The sequence below is a fragment of the Algoriphagus antarcticus genome, assembly GCF_002150685.1.
Taxonomy (GTDB): Bacteria; Bacteroidota; Bacteroidia; order Cytophagales; family Cyclobacteriaceae; genus Algoriphagus; species Algoriphagus antarcticus.
This window is the reverse complement of record NZ_MSSW01000073.1, coordinates 34,454-52,272: the sequence shown is the minus strand read 5'-3', so window position 1 is coordinate 52,272 and position 17,819 is coordinate 34,454. Positions and strand designations below refer to the sequence as shown.

14 protein-coding genes and 1 pseudogene are annotated in these 17,819 nt (G+C 40.3%); 9 read left to right on the top strand and 6 right to left on the bottom strand.

Annotation, left to right across the window (positions count from 1 at the left end; genetic code table 11):
• Both BVH04_RS21240 and BVH04_RS21235 read right to left on the bottom strand, forming a co-directional pair.
• Window positions 1-216 (bottom strand): annotated as a pseudogene (locus BVH04_RS21240) (IS630 family transposase); the annotation flags it as partial.
• Between the two features lie 392 nt (window positions 217-608).
• Window positions 609-1,862: a PepSY-associated TM helix domain-containing protein gene (locus BVH04_RS21235; protein WP_086543469.1), complete on the bottom strand. Its 1,254-nt coding sequence runs from the start codon at window positions 1,860-1,862 to the stop codon at window positions 609-611.
• 408 nt (window positions 1,863-2,270) lie between these two features.
• Here BVH04_RS21235 and BVH04_RS21230 point away from each other — a divergent pair, with 408 nt between their 5' ends.
• From BVH04_RS21230 to BVH04_RS21195, 8 genes are all read left to right on the top strand, one after another.
• Window positions 2,271-2,891 carry an RNA polymerase sigma-70 factor gene (locus BVH04_RS21230; RefSeq protein ID WP_086543468.1) on the top strand — a complete coding sequence of 207 codons (621 nt, stop codon included), beginning with the start codon at window positions 2,271-2,273 and terminating at the stop codon, window positions 2,889-2,891.
• Window positions 2,892-3,091: 200 nt separating this feature from the next.
• Entirely contained in the window at window positions 3,092-4,018 is a 927-nt protein-coding gene (locus BVH04_RS21225; protein WP_086543467.1) for a FecR family protein, read from the top strand.
• Window positions 4,019-4,222: 204 nt separating this feature from the next.
• Window positions 4,223-7,696 carry a SusC/RagA family TonB-linked outer membrane protein gene (locus tag BVH04_RS21220; protein ID WP_086543466.1) on the top strand — a complete coding sequence of 1,158 codons (3,474 nt, stop codon included), beginning with the start codon at window positions 4,223-4,225 and terminating at the stop codon, window positions 7,694-7,696.
• A 29-nt stretch (window positions 7,697-7,725) separates the two neighbouring features.
• Window positions 7,726-9,186 (top strand): SusD/RagB family nutrient-binding outer membrane lipoprotein, encoded by a 1,461-nt coding sequence (locus tag BVH04_RS21215; protein WP_086543465.1) that lies wholly within the window; start codon window positions 7,726-7,728, stop codon window positions 9,184-9,186.
• 126 nt (window positions 9,187-9,312) lie between these two features.
• On the top strand, window positions 9,313-9,756 hold the full coding sequence (locus BVH04_RS21210; protein WP_086543473.1) for a hypothetical protein: 444 nt from the start codon (window positions 9,313-9,315) through the stop codon (window positions 9,754-9,756).
• 71 nt (window positions 9,757-9,827) lie between these two features.
• Complete coding sequence (locus tag BVH04_RS21205; protein WP_086543464.1) at window positions 9,828-10,997, top strand: pyridoxal phosphate-dependent aminotransferase; 1,170 nt, start codon at window positions 9,828-9,830, stop codon at window positions 10,995-10,997.
• Window positions 10,998-11,011: 14 nt separating this feature from the next.
• On the top strand, window positions 11,012-12,148 hold the full coding sequence (locus BVH04_RS21200) for an AEC family transporter (protein ID WP_086543463.1): 1,137 nt from the start codon (window positions 11,012-11,014) through the stop codon (window positions 12,146-12,148).
• A 368-nt stretch (window positions 12,149-12,516) separates the two neighbouring features.
• Window positions 12,517-13,287: a DUF6503 family protein gene (locus BVH04_RS21195; RefSeq protein WP_086543462.1), complete on the top strand. Its 771-nt coding sequence runs from the start codon at window positions 12,517-12,519 to the stop codon at window positions 13,285-13,287.
• Between the two features lie 160 nt (window positions 13,288-13,447).
• On the opposite strand, the gene BVH04_RS21190 is transcribed toward BVH04_RS21195, so the two are convergent.
• Window positions 13,448-14,434, bottom strand: coding sequence for an alpha-E domain-containing protein (locus BVH04_RS21190; RefSeq protein WP_086543461.1), 987 nt, complete (start codon window positions 14,432-14,434; stop codon window positions 13,448-13,450).
• A 15-nt stretch (window positions 14,435-14,449) separates the two neighbouring features.
• Window positions 14,450-15,874, bottom strand: a complete 1,425-nt coding sequence (locus BVH04_RS21185; protein ID WP_086543460.1) for a circularly permuted type 2 ATP-grasp protein — start codon at window positions 15,872-15,874, stop codon at window positions 14,450-14,452.
• A 214-nt stretch (window positions 15,875-16,088) separates the two neighbouring features.
• Between BVH04_RS21185 and BVH04_RS21180 the strand changes: the two genes are divergently transcribed.
• A complete protein-coding gene (locus BVH04_RS21180) occupies window positions 16,089-17,042 on the top strand; it encodes a YitT family protein (protein ID WP_240511009.1) in 954 nt (317 codons plus the stop codon).
• Between the two features lie 45 nt (window positions 17,043-17,087).
• On the opposite strand, the gene BVH04_RS21175 is transcribed toward BVH04_RS21180, so the two are convergent.
• Together BVH04_RS21175 and BVH04_RS21170 are read right to left on the bottom strand one after the other, a co-directional pair.
• The gene (locus tag BVH04_RS21175; RefSeq protein ID WP_086543459.1) at window positions 17,088-17,393 is read right to left on the bottom strand and encodes a nucleotidyltransferase domain-containing protein; all 306 of its coding nucleotides are present in this window, start codon (window positions 17,391-17,393) and stop codon (window positions 17,088-17,090) included.
• A gap of 9 nt (window positions 17,394-17,402) precedes the next feature.
• The gene (locus BVH04_RS21170) at window positions 17,403-17,801 is read right to left on the bottom strand and encodes a nucleotidyltransferase substrate binding protein (RefSeq protein WP_086543458.1); all 399 of its coding nucleotides are present in this window, start codon (window positions 17,799-17,801) and stop codon (window positions 17,403-17,405) included.
• Between the last annotated feature and the right edge of the window lie 18 nt (window positions 17,802-17,819).

The window sequence follows — 17,819 nt, the reverse complement described above, 5'->3', positions numbered from 1 at the left end:
TTTCTTCTTTACCCGGTCAATTGTCCTTTCTCCGATTTTAAGCACCTTGGAGATTTCCTCATTCTTTATCCCGATATCATCGGAATAGACCCCTTTATCGCAGTTTAACAAAATGTAAGCGGAGCGAAAGGCCTGAGAGGTATGACGCCCTTTGCTAATGATCTCATTGAGTTCTTGAACCTCTGTTTTACTAAGCAGGATTGTATAATGTGCCATTTGTATTTTTTGAGGGAAAAATATAAAAATAAAACGTCATATCATAATTAACTTAACACTAGCGACCATACCTTCCTAAGGAAGGACAATGGTGCACTTCGACGCGAATCTGTCACAATTGACAATTGGGTGGTAGCAAGATGATATGTTGTTCTAAGGAGCGTTCCATCGGACCGCCAGGTAGAAAGAGAGTGATCAAGCATAGGTTTGTCTTGGTGGTTAATGTCGCAGACCAATAACATCCCATTAAATAAACGGCAGTCTGAAGACTGCATTGTTTTAATTCCAAGTCTGAAGACTTTGAACCAGCTTGTCACCCTCACCCTCTGCGCAAAACTCTATGAACTTTGCGGTTAAAAAAAACCTTCCTAAATCAGAAGATCTTCTTTACTTTATGCCATTTCAGCTACGTGATGTTCGGTAGGTTTTTTCTTGGATGGCTTATTCTTTCTCTTATTCCACCAGATCAAGGTGCCTGTGATTGGAAGAGATGTAGCTATCAGACAAGCTATAAACCATAGGAATTTAGAAAATTTCCCAAAAATATCGCCGACGTGCAAAGACTTCACTGACCGACCAATCTGCTGACGGAGAGGCAAATCTGAAAACAAATTAGCTTCCGTGACAGCCAAATCGACTGAAGACAAGGTCAATTGATCTGATCCTGCTCTTGCGAAAAATCCAGTTCTGTATTTACTTACGCTGATAGGATCAGATGCCATGGAAGGAAGAGAGACTCTGATATTTCCCGCATAAGGAAGCTCCGTATTGGTTTTTGCAAAAATATCTTCCAATGAAATAACAGCTAGGTTGCCTTCTTCTACAGGAATTATCATTTCAGAGGTAGTCTCAGGTTTTGGCTTTTCTGCATTTTCACCTTTGGATGCTGGTTCTTGATAAGTATCCCATGTCTTTTGCCATCCCTTTTTATACCATTCGTACGACCAGAAAGGCCCAGTGGCAGACATGATAAAAAGGAAAATGAGCGAGTAAAATGCCAAACTATTATGTAGATCATGGTTGACACGCTTCCAATTGGCAGACCACTTGATTTTCAAACCTTGCTTCCAATTCTTCACTTTATTTGGAACCCAGATCACTATACCCGTAATCACTCCCAGAAGGAATAATAGCGTTGTCACTCCATTAATAAACCTTCCCAAATCTCGATTACCGATGCTCTCAAGTATTGGCTCCTCGAATCTATCCAGCAATAGCCATCTGTGAAGACTGAATATATAACCCATGAATTCAGCTGTGGCGGTTTTATCCGAACTATTTCCCAAAATCTCGCCGCTATATGGGTCTATATAATATGTTGCTCCTTTACCTTCTTCTCCTTCTTTCTTCAAAGTAAACTGTACACTACGATTAGACTCCTCATTCCACATCAGTCCAACCACATTCGCATCAGAACTTTTCTCCAAAGAATTCTTTAATTCGTCGGCGGACATACGCGCTCCTGTTTCCTCAACGAAGTAAAGCTCCAAATCCATGAACTCTCTAATCTCTGTATTATACACATAGATAGTCCCGCTGAAACAAACCGCGATAACCACCAAACCAGAAATCAACCCGGCATACAAGTGTATTTGGTCAAAAATATTTCGGATACTTTTCCAAGCAGTAGATTTCTTTGGCTGCATAACATGATCAGTTTAAGGTAAATGGAGACGTATACGGAAGGCAAAAGTAAGGAAGTATTTTATTATTTAGATTTAATCTAAGAAAGAACTGAAAAATATAAGCGGAAAATTTATTCAGACTATTTGACACAAAAACGAAATTCAAAAAAATTGCCTTTTAGAGAAAACGCAATTGAACGACGCATTAATAACTGATTTTCAACTATTTGAAAATTCTCATATCAAACAACGGTCATGCAATCGATTTTTTACCCTAAAAATTTATTTTAATAATAATTATTCTGTCATTGTATTTTATTTAAACCCACTATTTGATATTTTAACAGAAAATATTCGATTTTATTGAAAATTTTAAACCCACTTTTACTGATTAAGCAAAATCGAAAGCCAACTATTAAGTAAAAGCAGATGCCCGAAAAAGTATTAAACGAACTGGAAATCATCGAGAGAATCAAAAATGATGATGAATCAGCATTTATTGAAGTGTACGAACTTTTCTGGAAGCGCTTATTCAATTTCGGATATAAAAAGCTTGGTAAAAAAGAGATCGTAGAAGGGATTGTTCAAGAAGTGTTTATTGATTTTTGGACGAGGCGAGCGAAACTCGAAATTCACACCTCACTCTCCTCCTATTTATTCACCTCAGTGAATTATAGAATCATCAACCAATACAAATCGCAGAGCATTCGTGACAAATATTCAGCGCAGGAAAAAACCAAAGGCGAGCAAAATAGCTCTTCAACTGACGAAAAAGTTCTCTATAACGACTTGAAATCAAATATCAAAAAAGTAGTTCAGGAATTTCCCGCACAGCGCAAAAAAGTCTACCAACTCCGCTTCAACAAAGGTCTGAGCTATATAGAAATCGCCCAAAATCTGGAAATCTCTGTAAGCACTGTTGAAAAACATCTGATGCGAGCGTTAAAAGACATCCGAATCAGCCTTAGAGAACTTACTCTTTCAACACTCACCTACTTAAGTTCGGATCCCGTGTTTGAAATACTCGGCACATCATCCTATTTCAATTGATTCCCTATCCCAGTTTCCTAGATCAGATTTTTTTAATCAATATTCACAAATTAATTTTTCCGCGATACTCTAAACAATAGGGTCTTAAAACTGCCATTTTTAGATAAAAAAATGATAAAATTAAAAAAGTTGGTATTTTTTCAGTTTGCAATGGAGGATAATTCTGTTTGAATTGACATATACAGTATAACAGAAAAGTTATGACTGTAGACAATTCCAATTTATTTCAAAACGAGATTACAGAGTCCTCTTCAGGGTTTACAGAATCCCTCGAATCCGACTTTGTGGATCAAATGGAGAAGGAAGATCAGTTAGCTCTGAAAAAGAAAATATTCGGAGAAATAATGACAGGAATCAGAAGACATGAGGAAAAGGCAAAAAACAAAACGAGAATTCTCCACCATACTAAAATAGCTGCCTCTGTACTCCTAATTCTTTCTTTACACATAGGTATTTGGCAATCACTAAAATTAAAAGAACAAAAATATCAAACTGGAGCAAATGAAACTTTAAAAATAGAACTGCCTGATGGCTCTAAAGCCTTACTGAATTCCAATTCCATATTGACTTATTCCTATACATGGGTGTCGGGCTTTGAGAGAAAAGTAGAATTGAACGGAGAGGCATATTTCGATATTGCCAAGGACGCAGAGTCGAAGCGATTTGTGATTAACGAGGGAGAAGTGATGGAAGTAGAAGTCCTTGGAACTGAATTCAATTTCAAACACCAGCCTCCAGTCTACAAACTTACCTTAATAGAAGGTAGCGTCAAATTAGGCTATCAAAGTGAAGGAGGCAATTCAAATCGAATGGTAGTACCGGGAGAAACAATAAAACTGAACGTAGAAAATCATCGAATAGAATCCAAAACTATAGATGAACCACAAAGACTACTTGCTTGGCAAGACAGAAAACTTCGGATGCAAAACGAAAGCCTTGAAGAAGTGCTAAGCATAGTGACGGAACTGTATGATTTAGAATTATTGGATCAAAAAACACCACCAACTTCTCAACTTATCTCGGGAAGCTTACCTCTAACCGACAATCCAAATGAAGTGATCGCAAATATCGAAGCTCTGTTCGCTACAAAGATAGATTTCAATCAAAATTCCATAAGAGTAAAATAGATTACCGCTTGCCTTTCGGCCGGATCGCAAGCTACAACTTCAATAAAAGCAAACCGAGTTCGAGCAAAAAGCGCTGGAGAAGACCAGCAGCTGAAAAATTACACTAGTGAGGTCTGGATATCTACCCTATCCTGATCAATGAATGATTAGCAATTGGCCCAAAATAAACGCGAGTTATCATTCTAACCACTAACCTGTTAATCTATGCTCATCAAATTTACCCGTTATCTATTGGTTGTCGGCGTGATTGGAGTGCTTGCACTCCCACCTTCCGCACAAGGCCAGAATCTCACACAATTTGCCAAAGGCCCAGCTTCTGATCAGAAGTTGGATAAGAAAAATCTAGAGTCAACTCTAAAAGCGCTGGAAGATTTATATGCTATATCCATTGCATACCCTTCCACTTTGATAGACTCTGATACTAAAATTCCAGCAGCTATCAATTCCAAACTTACTGCAGAGGAGAATCTACAACGAATTTTAAAAGGAAGTCGGATTGAATATAAAAAAGGAGCAGGCAGCTTTTACATGCTTGAACTATCGGAACCCAGTCCGGCAACAGCTTCCGCAGCCTCTAATTTTTCCTATCAAATATCGACTCCAACTGCTCTTAAAATAGAGCGAACTATCAATGGAGTAGTTCTCGATGAGGAGCAAATTCCAATACCCGGAGCAAGTATCCTCATTAAAGGAACAATGAATGGAGCAGTGACCGACATTGACGGGAAATTCTCGCTGACCTTAGAGGACAACAGTTCTGAAGCAATCCTAGTGGTCTCCTTTATCGGGTTCTCTACTCAGGAAATCAAAGTTGGATCTACTTCCATGTTCACGATCGAATTAGCCTCATCAGATATGGCTTTGAATGAAGTGGTGGTAACTGCATTTGGCCTTGAACGGGATAAAAAAGCGCTGGGCTATTCCACACAAAGTGTAGATGGAGACGCGCTAACAGAATCTCGCCCAACAAACGTAGCAAACAGCCTTTCTGGACGAGTAGCAGGTGTCCAAGTAACCGGAAACTCCATGCCGGGCAGTGGTGCACACATCATAATCCGGGGATCATCTTCAGTAGCAGGAAACAACGAGCCATTAGTTGTGGTGGATGGAGTTCCATTGGAGCAAACATCCAGCAGACAATATGGTAATGGGCTTTCTGAAATCAGTCCGGACAACATCAAGGAAATGACCATCCTGAAAGGTGCTACAGCGGCAGCACTATATGGCTCGCGTGCAGCAAACGGAGTCATTATGGTTACCACCAAAAATGGATCTGGGACAAAAGGATTAGGCATCGAATTCAACAGCAACATGACTTTTGACAATCCACTGGTGAAACCGGATTTCCAAAATATATATGGCGGCGGTGCTGGCTACAGAACCTGGTATGTGAACGGAAGAAATGGGTTTGATGCAGACGGCATCCGAGGTACTGCCGGTGTGGATGAAAGCTGGGGAGCGCCAATGGATGGCAGAATGGTGCCACTTTGGTATTCGGCTCCAGAGAAAGTTGCACTTTTTCCTCAGCCGAATAACTACGATGATTTTTGGGAAACAGGTCAAAGCTTTTCAAATACCGTCGCACTTTCCGGAGGAAATGAGCAAGGCAGCTTCCGACTAGCTATCGGCAGATTGGACCAGACTAGTATCATGGCCGACAACGATTATTATCGAAATAACTTCAAGCTAAATACTTCCTACAAATTCATTCCAAATCTTCAAATGAGCGTGAATGCCGAATATGTCAAATCGGGCTCGGACAATAGAGGCTTTACAGGCAGCCAAGATTTTATTTGGGCTCACAGACATACAGATTATACCAAGCTCAAAAACTGGGAGGATTACTATGACATCCAAAGAGCGACATTCAGACCAGGCGATGATTATCCCTATGCGAACTGGCAGCATGAATACTTTTCCAATCCATTTTTCAACCAAAAGTATTTGCCCAATTCAAATGAAAAAGACCGCTTGGTTGGAAGTATCGCGCTCAACTACGATATCTCTGAGAACTTCAGCATCATGGCTCGATCAGGCACTGACTACTGGAGTGACACAAGGATAAACATCAACAGCGCAGAAAGCTTCAAAAACAATGTCAAAAGATTTGGGTCATACTCAGAATCAGTTCTAAACAGTCAGGAAACAAATAGTGACGTAATCCTGACTTATGACAAAGATCTGACCCAAAAACTTTCTTTGAAAATCCAAGCCGGAGCAAACAACAGAGTCAACAACTATAAAAGCACGGCAGTAAACGTAGGTCAGCTTACTATTGATGGACTATACAACTTAGGCAACTATGCTAGCCCAGTGACTCCGTCAAGCACGATTAGAAAGCAAGTGGTGAACAGTGTTTTTGGCTCCGCACAATTCGGATTCAACAACTATTTGTTTCTGGATGTGACTGGAAGAAACGATTGGTCAAGTACACTACCTACTACGAACAACTCATTCTTCTACCCATCGGTAGCTATGAGTGCTGTGCTGACTGATATTTTCGATGTACAGTCCGGCTTCCTTTCATTTGCCAAAATCAGAGGTAGTATCGCACAAGTGGGTAACGATGCAGATCCATATCTGCTAAACCAAGTTTATTCCTCCGAAGGACTTTGGGCGGGAACCACACCTACCTACGCAGAATCGAATGAGATCGCTAATAGAACACTAAAGCCGGAAATCACTACGGGTAAAGAAGTTGGTTTGGATTTGAGGTTTTTTGAAGGTCGAGTAGGAATCGACTTCACATATTATCACCAATCCACTGTAAACCAAATCCTTGCAGTATCTATTTCTACAGCATCAGGATATAGCAGTCAAATCCTTAATGCAGGAGAAATCACTAATCAGGGAATTGAGCTAACAATTAATGCCACTCCCATTAATACAGCGTCAGGATTCAGCTGGTACACTGCATTGAATTTTGCAAGAAACCGAAACAAGGTAGTAGAACTAGCTGAAGGCTTGGAGAACTACATTTTGGGTACTCAAAACTCCCTGACATCTGAAGCGAGAGTGGGTCAGCCATATGGCTCGCTGTACGGAAGAAGATACCTGCGAAGTCCAGAAGGAGAACTTGTCTACAACAATGGTCTTCCTGTATTGGAAGAAGGCACTTATACCTTAGGTAATATTCAGCCGGACTGGATCGGCGGCTGGACCAACTCATTTGCTTACAAAGGTTTTGAGCTCAATACGCTGATAGATGTGAAAATGGGTGGCGACATATTCGACGTGGGAACTGGCCTTGCCAGAAAAACCGGACAATATGCCGAGACATCAATAGGGCGCGAAGAAGGAGTAATAGGCCAAGGGGTAATGAATGTAGGCACCTCAGAAGAACCAGTCTATGTTCCAAACGATGTGATCGCAAATGCTACTACATTCTGGAATTCACAGAACCCTCGTACCTATCATGAATCCGGGATTTTTGATGGCTCATTTGTGAAGTTTCGCGAACTGTCCTTGGGCTACGTCTTTCCAAAAAGCTTCTTAGGCAATAAGTTCATCCAAAGCATGAAGCTCTCTTTCGTGGGACGTAACCTGGCTATTCTTTTCAAAAACCACCCTCACATGGATCCAGAAGTGGATATGAAGGGGGGCAACGGACAAGGATTTGCCTACGGTCAAATGCCCACCACACGTAATCTGGGATTCAATCTTAACGTAACATTCTGATCTAATCTTCTACCTATTAAGAACTTATCATGCAAAGACTATACATATCCACCATCGCAATACTTCTGCTGACGTTTGGTACAATGACTTCCTGTACCAAGGATTTTGAAGAAATCAATACAGATCCAAACAACCCAGTCGCTATCTCTCCATCCTTGCTTTTACCAAATGCAATTCAAGTAGTAGCGGATAGATACTGGGGACATAGCACAAGATACGAAAGACTCAATATCGATGCTGCCATGTGCTGGATTCAGCATCTATCTAGAAACATATACATCAATGCTGAAGGCGACAGTTACGAGATACCTCTCACCATCTCTTCGGGCACATGGAACAACCTTTATAGAGAATCTCTTATCAATTTCGAAAAAGTTAAATCCTTGTCTGGCCCAGGTGAGACTTATGAAAATGCCAATTATGTAGGTATCGCCCTTGTAATGCAATCATTTTCCTATGCTTACCTCACCGACGTATTCGGGCCTATTCCTTACTCTGAAGCACTAAAGGGCACTGCGAAAGATGCTATAAACTCTCCTAAATATGATTCAATGGAGGAGGTTTATGCGGGAATTCTAGCTGATCTGATGGAAGCTAACGATCACCTCTCTACCTCTGGACCAGCTGTAGTCGGAGACATTCTATTCAACGGCGATATTATGAAGTGGAAGCGATTTGCAAATTCACTTGCCTTGAGAATCGCAAATAGACAAGCTGCCAAAAAGCCAACAGAATCCCGCGCAATAATGAGTCAAATACTCTCAGATCCAGCTAAGTATCCGATAATACAAAGTAACGATCAAGCTGCTGAGTTAATACATTTTGATGTGATTGGCAGTAGAAATAAGATGTTTGATGTCTTTTCTACTCGGTCAGATTGGAATATTAGCACCACACTAATCGAAAAACTGCTTGCACTGGATGATGAAAGAATCACAGTATATGCCCAGCCATTAGAAGACGGGAGCTATGCAGGCTTGCCAAATGGACTTACGGATGCAGCAGCTGGCAATTACAATGCTTCTAGAATTGGTCTCAAGTATCTAGATCCAACTGCACCAAGTGTTTTGATGACATATGCGGAAGTGGAATTCATCAAGGCCGAGGCAGCATTAGACGGAGATATTACCGGGGATGCATCTGAATTACTTGAGAGCGCCATCAAAGCTTCTTTCAAACAGCAAGGCCTTACCATGCCAAGTGATTATTTGAGCCGAATAGGTGGAGTCACTAAGGAAAGCATCATGACTCAGAAATGGATTGCTCTTTTCGGACAAGGTGTAGAAGCATGGAATGAATACCGAAGAACAGGTTATCCCGTGATGCCAGCACCTAACCCAAGTGCAGTGTTCTCTAACGACGGAATCCTTCCAACTAGATTAGAATATCCTACTTCAGAATATTCTCTTAACAAAGCAAATCTAGATGAAGGTGTAAGTAAACTCGGCGGCGCCGACAATATGAGAACTCCTCTTTGGTGGGTAGAATAATCAAAATCCATCTCCAATCATTCAACTGAAATCTATATGAAATCGAGCATGACGAAAGCTTCGCACAAAGGGATGTCTTTCTATCATAAAAGATTCCATGTGACCACTAAAAAAAATTATAAACACATGAAAAAGTCATTTAATATATATTTAGTTCTGGCAGCCTTCACCACTCTTGCTTGCACACAATCCTGTGTGGAAGCAGAAGATTTGGCTACTCCAAATGTAGCTTCGCCAGTTTTGGTTTTGCTTAACGGAACTTCCTTCGGCGCTGAATCACCAGTGACTGTAGGAACCAGATTCTTGGAACTTGACAAAACCAACATCCTAGACTACACCAAAGGGATAGACTCTATCCCAGTCCCTAATCTCAACATCGCTGTCTTCATCAGTAATACAAATGAAGTGGCAAATCTTGTGACCAGTTCAGACGGTAGTGCCGACTTGGTCATTTCTTGGGCTGACCTGGGTTTGGCATCAGCAAAAACCGGAAGCTCAGTTCGATTAGAATTCGCAGGGATTTACAAAAACGTCTCCTTTCGAAAATACCACACGGTAAGAGTTAAATAACACAAGTCACTAGTTATAAAAAATCAAAAATTTATTCTTCTAAAATTTTCTACAACCTTATTAAAATCGCTATGAATCACTCTATTAACAGACGAAATTGGATCAAATCCAGCCTTATGGCCATGGGAACTATGGCAGTAGCTCCTGCTTTTGCCCTTCCAAAAAATAAGGCGCTAGCTGTCTATCAGCCGGACTCAATTCTAAATGAGCATATTCCTGCATTTCGATACGATGAAGCCCGTATTATCGCAAAATTAAATGCAAATGAGAATCCTTACGGTCCATCTCCAAAAGTGATCAAAGCCATTTCGGACTCAATTTCATTGGGAAACCGATATGGCCATGGGGAAGCTAAAGTGCTAATCGACATGATCGCCGAGAAAGAAGGTGTGACTCCTGATCACATTATGCTGTCGCCGGGATCATCGGATATTCTGGAGAAGACAGCTTTCGTCCAATTCATGAATGGCGGCAATGTAGTATCAGCAGATCCATCCTACATGTCTCTGATGAACACCGCTCAAAAGCTTGGAGCAACGTGGAAGCCCGTACTATTGACTGGCGATTTTCAGCATGACCTGGACGGAATGGCAGCAGCTGTAGATTCTGAAACCAACTTAGTTTACATCTGTAACCCTAATAACCCTACAGGGTCTATAACTGATGCTTCGAAATTAAGAGCATTCTGCTCAAAAGTATCTGCGAAAACACCCGTGTTCGTAGATGAAGCCTACTTGGAATTCCTCCAAAAACCAGAAGAAAGCTCCATGGTGGGACTTGTGGCAGAGGGAAAAGATGTGATGATCGCCAGAACGTTCTCCAAAGTGCATGGAATGGCGGGTCTCAGAATCGGATATTTAGTGGCACTTCCAGAGCGTATCGAAAGCATCACTTCTAAGGTGAGAAGCACCATGGGACTTTGTGTTACCTCATTAAATGGTGCGATTGCAAGTATGAAAGATCCAAGCTTCTTAAGCAATTGCAGAAGCATGAATACCGAATGCAGAGAATATACCAAAGGTGAAGTTGCTTCTCTTGGATATGACATCATTCCTTCCGAAACCAGCTTTATGATTTTCCCTCTCCGAATGGAAGGTCAGCCATTTATGAAAGGCATGTACGACAGCGGAGTTGGTATTCGTGTATTCAATATTGATAACAAACCTTGGTGTCGTGTAAGTATGGGTACTATGGACGAAATGGAAATTTTTGTAGATGCTTTCAAAAAAGTCACAGCATAGACTAGTATTTTACTATGAGTATTGCACTTCAGAAGACCCTATCGCTGCTCCTATTGATAGTTATCGGGATAATTCTCCAGAAAAAACTACAAAATGAGGATCAGAAAAAGGGGTTAAAAACCATAATACTAAACATAGCCTTACCGGCAATGATCTTTGTCGCTTTGCTGAAAATCGAAATCAATCCGGATCTACTGATTCTTCCGGTTTTGGCTTTGATCTTCAATATTGTGATGATTTTCCTTACCAAGTTCTCCTTGCCATTCTTTGGCATCAAGGCAGATACTCCGGCTATGCGAACACTGATGTTGCTTCTCCCATCTTTGGCTCCGGGGCTTACTTGCTTCCCTTTTATAGTAGAATATCTGGGAGACGATGTGCTGGCTTTAGCGGCACTTGCTGACATTGGAAATAAGCTATTTGTGTTGGTTTTAGCCTATTTACTAGCCATGTCTTGGTATTATAAAAACCAAAACCTAAAGGCTAAATCCAATGGTCAAAAAGTAAAAGAATTACTAATAGCTATGGTGAGCGAACCTATCAATATGGTAATGCTTGTCGCAATAGGTCTGCTCAGCTTTGGATTCAATTTGGAAAGCATGCCAGGATTTCTAAGCGAATCCATTCTTATGATGAAGGACATGATGACACCTTTGGTTTTGCTGTTCATCGGAATAGCAGTGATTTTCAAATGGGGTCAACTGCGAATGATCACTTCCATACTCACTTTCAGAGCAGGATTTACCTTTCTGCTGAGTGGACTATTCATCTGGTTAGTGCCTATGCCCTCTGAAGCAGCAGTACTACTTGCTGTTGTATTTCCGCAGAGTGCGGTGAGCTTTTGGCCATTTGCCCATATGTCCGCGATACGGAAGTTTGAATATGAAAACGAGGCTCAGAAGGAAAATCCAACATTTGATCTAGAAATGGGTATCAACGTTCTGGCAGTGTCTATGCCTTACAGCACCTTATTGATTCTCGGGGTATTTACATCAGGCAGCTATTTCACCTACCCACTTCATGTCATCTCCATAGGTGGAATATTAGTTGGAACAGCTTTGTTGCCAAAAGCTATCCAATGGATCAAAAGCGCTGATTTCAGCTTAGACAATTTGAGAGAAAAAGAGTTAAAAGACAGTTCAGCAGAATAAAAAACAGTAGGTTAATTGAATAATCGATAGGTCTGAAAAATCAAAAATACCCGAGCAATGCTTGGGCTTTTTTTATGCAATCCTATTCGCTGGAGATCTTACGAAAGCTCAATGGAGCAATTATCAAATTCAATGGCCAAAAATTTGAAATGAATTTAAGGATCATATCGAAACATAAACTATCATTCTGTAGGAAGAAAAAAGTAATCCCACAGTTATTCTGATGTTACGGTCCTTATTCCTTGTGAATCATAAATTCACACATTATTTCACCATAAAGATCACATCCCTTTTAAGAACTTTAATGAAATCACCAGATTGGGTATAACTCAATTTCCTGCTAAATTGAACTCCCAAACACCCATCAAATGCGCAATCTCAGTCTGGCTTTTACCCAATTAGTACTCATTCTCGCTTTCATTTCCTGTGAAACTAAAGTGGAAAAAACTCTTCCTGAGCTTTCTCCTGAATTCACTTCTGTACTTGAAGCCCATGGTGACTGGCAAAAATGGTACCATGCTAAAGCTGAAAGCTATGCAATGATCCATGAAGGTGTCATGACGCAGGAAGCTGCCTTTATCAATCTGGACAGCAGAAAAATACGTCTTTCCAACACGGAGTTTGAAATTGGTTTTGATGGAAATCAGACTTGGATCAGTCCAAATAGAGATACCTACAAAGGAAATTCCGTTAAGTTTTACCACAACTTATATTTCTATTTTTTCAATATCCCTTATGTATTTACTGATCCTGGAGTGACTGTAGAGAAGGTCGGCGATAAAACCCTCAATGGTAAAAAATACCCGACCTATCAAGCCAAGTTTGACTCCAGTACTGGCGACAGTCCAAATGATCAATATTTCATGCTGATTAATCCTGAGACAAATAGACTTGAATATCTGCTTTATACTGTCTCTTACTTTGGGAATGAAAACCCGCCTTTTAGTGCGTTGAAATACGAAGACTATCGCAATGCAGACGGCGTATATTTCCCAAGAATTCTTACGGGCTACACTTTTGAAAACGACTCCACAAAGAATATAAGATACCAAGTCACCTTTGCAGATGCCTTGCTTCTCGATGAAGAGTTTGATTCAGAAATATTTGAAAAACCTGAAGATGGAGTTTTCGCAGATTAATTAATATTTATGTAAGCTTTTCAGCCAGTTAGCGAATTCTCTTTGGTCAATGGGTTGGAAGACCGATGACCGAAGACCGGAGTAAACCAGAATTCAAGGTGTCTTTGAATTTTCGATCCTATCAATTTTCTAATGGCCTCATTAGGGATAATCAGATTAATTAATTCTGAGTCTGACTTTGCGTCTGAAAGGTTTGATTATCTTTGATTGTAAAGAAGTTAGAGTCCACTTCTTCTGAGATTCTGTTAATTTTCAACTGAAGATTGTCCAAATACTCGTGTAAGCCAAAGCCAATAATCTCACTTACTTCTGCAAATTCGAGCTTTGAACGAAGTTCGCCCATAGCTTTTTCCGCCGAATTCATATAGCCAACTCCTAAGTTGCCCGAAATATTATGCAGGCATTTTTCCGCTTCTTTGAGGCAGTAGTAAATTGACCTGGGGAAGAATTTATTCAGCATCAAAAACTCCACGACATTGGAAGAATCAATATTTCCATACAATCTGCGATAGGTATTAAAAGCGGTAACTGACTTCAGCAAAGCCATCCAGTGAAGGAAATCTAGGGGAGTTCCCACTTCCTGATCAGAAGGCAATAAGATATGATATTTCACATCCAAAATCCTGGAAGTCTTGTCCGCGCGCTCTAGGTATTGACCAAGTTGCCTGAAATACCAGCCGTCTATTCTTGCTACACTGCTATCAGCAATGCCATAAATCAATAGGATTTGGTTTTTCACCTTCTCAAAAAATGGTCTTGGATCTTCTTTCTTCCAAACCTTCTTTTCTAAGCCATCCTGCATCATATAATAGAGTTCGTTAACTTTCTCCCAAGTTTCCTTACTTAGATTTTCACGGATGATTCGGGCATTCTCACGGGCATTTTTGATGGTAGAAAGCATGGAATTAGGATTTTCGGCATCAAATCCCAAAAAGAATAAAACCTGATTTTTCTCATAGCCAATACATTTCTTTTCATAAATAGCCAAGTCTCCCGTAGCTGCGATTAGAGGATGCCACTGCTCTTTGAGATCTATTGGGAGATCTTGCATCAGATTGAAATTCACATCAATAAATCGTGCATAGTTTTCTGCACGCTCCAGGTATCTTCCCAGCCAATAAATACTATTTGCTACTCTACTTAGCATATTCTTTCTGTTTATTTAATATAAAACCCAAGTGTCCTTACTTCCTCCACCCTGTGAACTGTTCACCACCAGCGAACCTTTTTTCAGCGCCACCCGAGTGAGCGCCCCTGGAATCACCTCTATCTCCTCCCCATATAATATATAAGGCCTCAAATCGACATGCCGTCCACTAATTCCCTCATCCGTCAAAGTCGGTACAGTGGAGAGAGATAAGGTTGGTTGAGCGATATAATTGGAAGGGTTATTCCTGATCAATTCGCGGAATTTAGCATGCTCTTCTTCAGTAGCTTTGGGGCCGATAAGCATCCCATAGCCTCCTGCGGCATTTGTTTCCTTCACTACCAATTCCTCTATGTGATCCAGCACGTATTGTCTGTCCTTCTCTTCTCTACAGAGATAGGTAGGCACATTGTTTAAAATAGGCTCTTCGTTCAGATAATATTTAATGATTTGGGGGACGTAAGCATAGACAGCCTTGTCATCTGCCACACCAGTTCCCGGTGCATTTGCCATGGCAATATTCCCAGCTTTATAAGCTTCGAAAAGTCCAGGAACACCAAGCATTGACTTCGGATTGAAGGTTTCTGGATCCAAAAACGTATCGTCGATCCTGCGATAAAGAACATCGATCTGCTGCAAACCTTTGGTGGTCTGCATATAAACTCTCTTGTTCTCCACGATTAGATCCACTCCATTCACCAGCTCCACCCCCATTTGCAATGCGAGGTAGGAATGCTCATAATATGCAGAATTATAAATGCCAGGAGTCAATACACCTACTACTGGTCTTGGCTTATCCGAAAGATTCTGTAGCATCCGAAGTAGTTTTGTCGGATAATCAGAGACAGGCATTACACCCTTTTGATTGAAAATATCAGGGTAAACGCGCTTAATAATCTCCCGGCTTTCCAGCATATAGGAAACTCCAGATGGACATCTGAGATTATCTTCCAAGATGTAATATTCGCCATCCTTACTTTTCACCAAGTCAGTCCCAGTAATATGGCACCAAATACCTTTTGGCGGCGTGAGACCAATACAAGGCTCTAGATAATCCTTACTTTTCAAAATCAGATCAGAAGGAACAATCCCATCTTTAAGGATTTTACGCTCATTGTAAATATCCTGAAGAAAATGGTTCAGGGCAAGCGTCCTCTGCTTAAGTCCAGCCTCAAGTTTCTTCCATTCTGAATTGGGTATGATTCTGGGAATAATATCCAGATGGAGGATTTTCTCCATCCCTTGATTGTCATGATAGACATTGAAAGTCATACCCATCGAGCGCTGTGTTTGGTTAGCAGAGTGCTGCAGGTGGTTCATCTTTCGAGAACTTGTCTTTTTTAAATGATTATAAAATTCACTGTAATGCTCTCTAATATTCCCATCTTCAGAGATCATCTCATCATAATGTTCCCCTGCATTGTATCCGTCGGTCTTCATAAGTTTATCTAAAATATAACAAGCTGCAAAAAGATAGATGAAAAAGAGTAATAGTCAAAAATTTTATGAAAATAGGCTCATGCTTTTACCTAAACTTATACTCTAATCAAGTTTTAATAAAAATTTGACTCATTAATTACCGATTTCTTAAATAAAGTAACTATCAGTTTGACCGGCTCTTTTCACTTAAGTTAAGTATTTATTCTTGGCTTAGATGCTTTTAGAAGCAGAACTGTTGATTAAAAACAACTATTTTCGAATTATGGTGAAGCGACTTTTAAAATTTCAGGATAGCAAACTAGTGAAGCGAATTACGATTTGGCGGCAAATCAAGGACGGGATTTTCATCGCAATCGGAGTAGTAATGGCGAGCATTGGCCTGAAAGGTTTTCTATTACCAAATGGATTCTTTGACGGTGGAGCAATGGGTATGTCACTACTCTTGGAAATGCTCACTCCAGTCAATCTTTCCGTATTGATTATCCTTGTCAACCTGCCATTTATTTTGCTTGGTGCAAGGCAAGTTTCGGTTCCTTTCGCTATCAAAAGCACATTTGCTATTTTTGCTTTGGCATTACTAGTGCATTATATAGAAGTGCCGGCAATTACTGCGGACAAATTACTGATTGCCGTCTTTGGTGGATTCTTTCTTGGAAGCGGCATTGGTTTCGCTATTAGAGGTGGGGCTGTGATCGATGGCACTGAAGTTTTGGCGATTTCCGTCAGTAGAACATCAAGCTTAACAGTTGGTGATTTTATCACGGTATTCAATGTCTGCCTTTTTATAGTGGCAGCCATTTTTGTAGATCTAGAAACAGCCATGTATTCCATGCTAACCTATTTTTCTGCTTCGAAAACAGTGGATTTCATCATCAATGGAGTCGAAGAATACCTTGGAGTGATGATCATGTCCCCACATAATGAAGACATCAAACAAATGATTTCATACGATTTGGGACGTGGTGTAACTGTCTTAAAGTCCGATGGGGGCTATGGTGCCAAAGCCAAACAACTTCCTGATAGAAAAGTTTTATTCTGTGTAATCACGCGACTGGAGGTCACCAAAATGTTAGTAGAAATCAATAAAATAGACCCAAAAGCCTTCGTGATCCAATATCCGATCAAAGACACCAAGGGTGGGATGATTAAGAAAAGACCGTTGCATTAATCATTTGGTGGAAGGGGCAAACAATTATTCACCCCTACCTAAATTTTAATCTTTTCTGTAAAAGGTCTTCCCCATTCTACTGATATGATCGAGTAGATTTTTGTTCTGAATCCTGCCAAGACTTTGAAGATCGATAGTATATGGAAAATCGCTCTCATTAATTTCAGAAATCACTTTCCCTAAAGTAAAGCGATCAATTTCCTGATCGGCAATTACCAAATCCAAATCACTTCTACTCGTGAAGCTACCTTTTGCCCTCGACCCGTAAATAACCACGTGCACAACTTGAGGAGACTTTTTAAAAATATCGATAAGGATCTCCTGAGCTGAGTTCGTTAGGCCGAATTTCATATTCTCAATTCACATTAATGTTTGATGCAAAGCTGATAACGCCGGCGAATATCGTTTTTGAATATCAGGAATTACTTCTTCCATAACTGAAAAATTATAAGTATGGTTAAGTAAATTGCGATCATTGATCTTGTCTATCCAGTTTTCTATTTCGTCTATATACTTAGGTTTAAAAGCTTCCTTAGCTACCATTTTCGGGAAAATTTGGTGGAGAACCAAACCGTCAGACTCCATTCTATCCTTTAGAGTCTTCCATCCCAATTCGAGCGTAAATTCAAAACGCTGAATAATCCCTTCTTTCTCCAACTGCGAAGTTTTCTCTAGATCAAGAGATTCGACTTCCCCCAAAAGTTTAACTGCTTTTGAAAAATTCTCTAAACGTTGCTTCCACCTAATATCATTTTCCATACGTAAATCAATTTAAAA

Bases quoted from the DNA above. Each gene is read 5' to 3' on its own strand.
- BVH04_RS21205 (WP_086543464.1), top strand. From the start codon at position 9,828: ATGAATCACTCTATTAACAGACGAAATTGGATCAAATCCAGCCTTATG.
- BVH04_RS21235 (WP_086543469.1), bottom strand. From the start codon at position 1,862: ATGCAGCCAAAGAAATCTACTGCTTGGAAAAGTATCCGAAATATTTTT.
- BVH04_RS21215 (WP_086543465.1), top strand. From the start codon at position 7,726: ATGCAAAGACTATACATATCCACCATCGCAATACTTCTGCTGACGTTT.
- BVH04_RS21180 (WP_240511009.1), top strand. From the start codon at position 16,089: ATGCTTTTAGAAGCAGAACTGTTGATTAAAAACAACTATTTTCGAATT.
- BVH04_RS21185 (WP_086543460.1), bottom strand. From the start codon at position 15,874: ATGAAGACCGACGGATACAATGCAGGGGAACATTATGATGAGATGATC.
- BVH04_RS21170 (WP_086543458.1), bottom strand. From the start codon at position 17,801: ATGGAAAATGATATTAGGTGGAAGCAACGTTTAGAGAATTTTTCAAAA.
- BVH04_RS21175 (WP_086543459.1), bottom strand. From the start codon at position 17,393: ATGAAATTCGGCCTAACGAACTCAGCTCAGGAGATCCTTATCGATATT.
- BVH04_RS21190 (WP_086543461.1), bottom strand. From the start codon at position 14,434: ATGCTAAGTAGAGTAGCAAATAGTATTTATTGGCTGGGAAGATACCTG.
- BVH04_RS21220 (WP_086543466.1), top strand. From the start codon at position 4,223: ATGCTCATCAAATTTACCCGTTATCTATTGGTTGTCGGCGTGATTGGA.
- BVH04_RS21225 (WP_086543467.1), top strand. From the start codon at position 3,092: ATGACTGTAGACAATTCCAATTTATTTCAAAACGAGATTACAGAGTCC.
- BVH04_RS21210 (WP_086543473.1), top strand. From the start codon at position 9,313: ATGAAAAAGTCATTTAATATATATTTAGTTCTGGCAGCCTTCACCACT.
- BVH04_RS21195 (WP_086543462.1), top strand. From the start codon at position 12,517: ATGCGCAATCTCAGTCTGGCTTTTACCCAATTAGTACTCATTCTCGCT.
- BVH04_RS21230 (WP_086543468.1), top strand. From the start codon at position 2,271: ATGCCCGAAAAAGTATTAAACGAACTGGAAATCATCGAGAGAATCAAA.
- BVH04_RS21200 (WP_086543463.1), top strand. From the start codon at position 11,012: ATGAGTATTGCACTTCAGAAGACCCTATCGCTGCTCCTATTGATAGTT.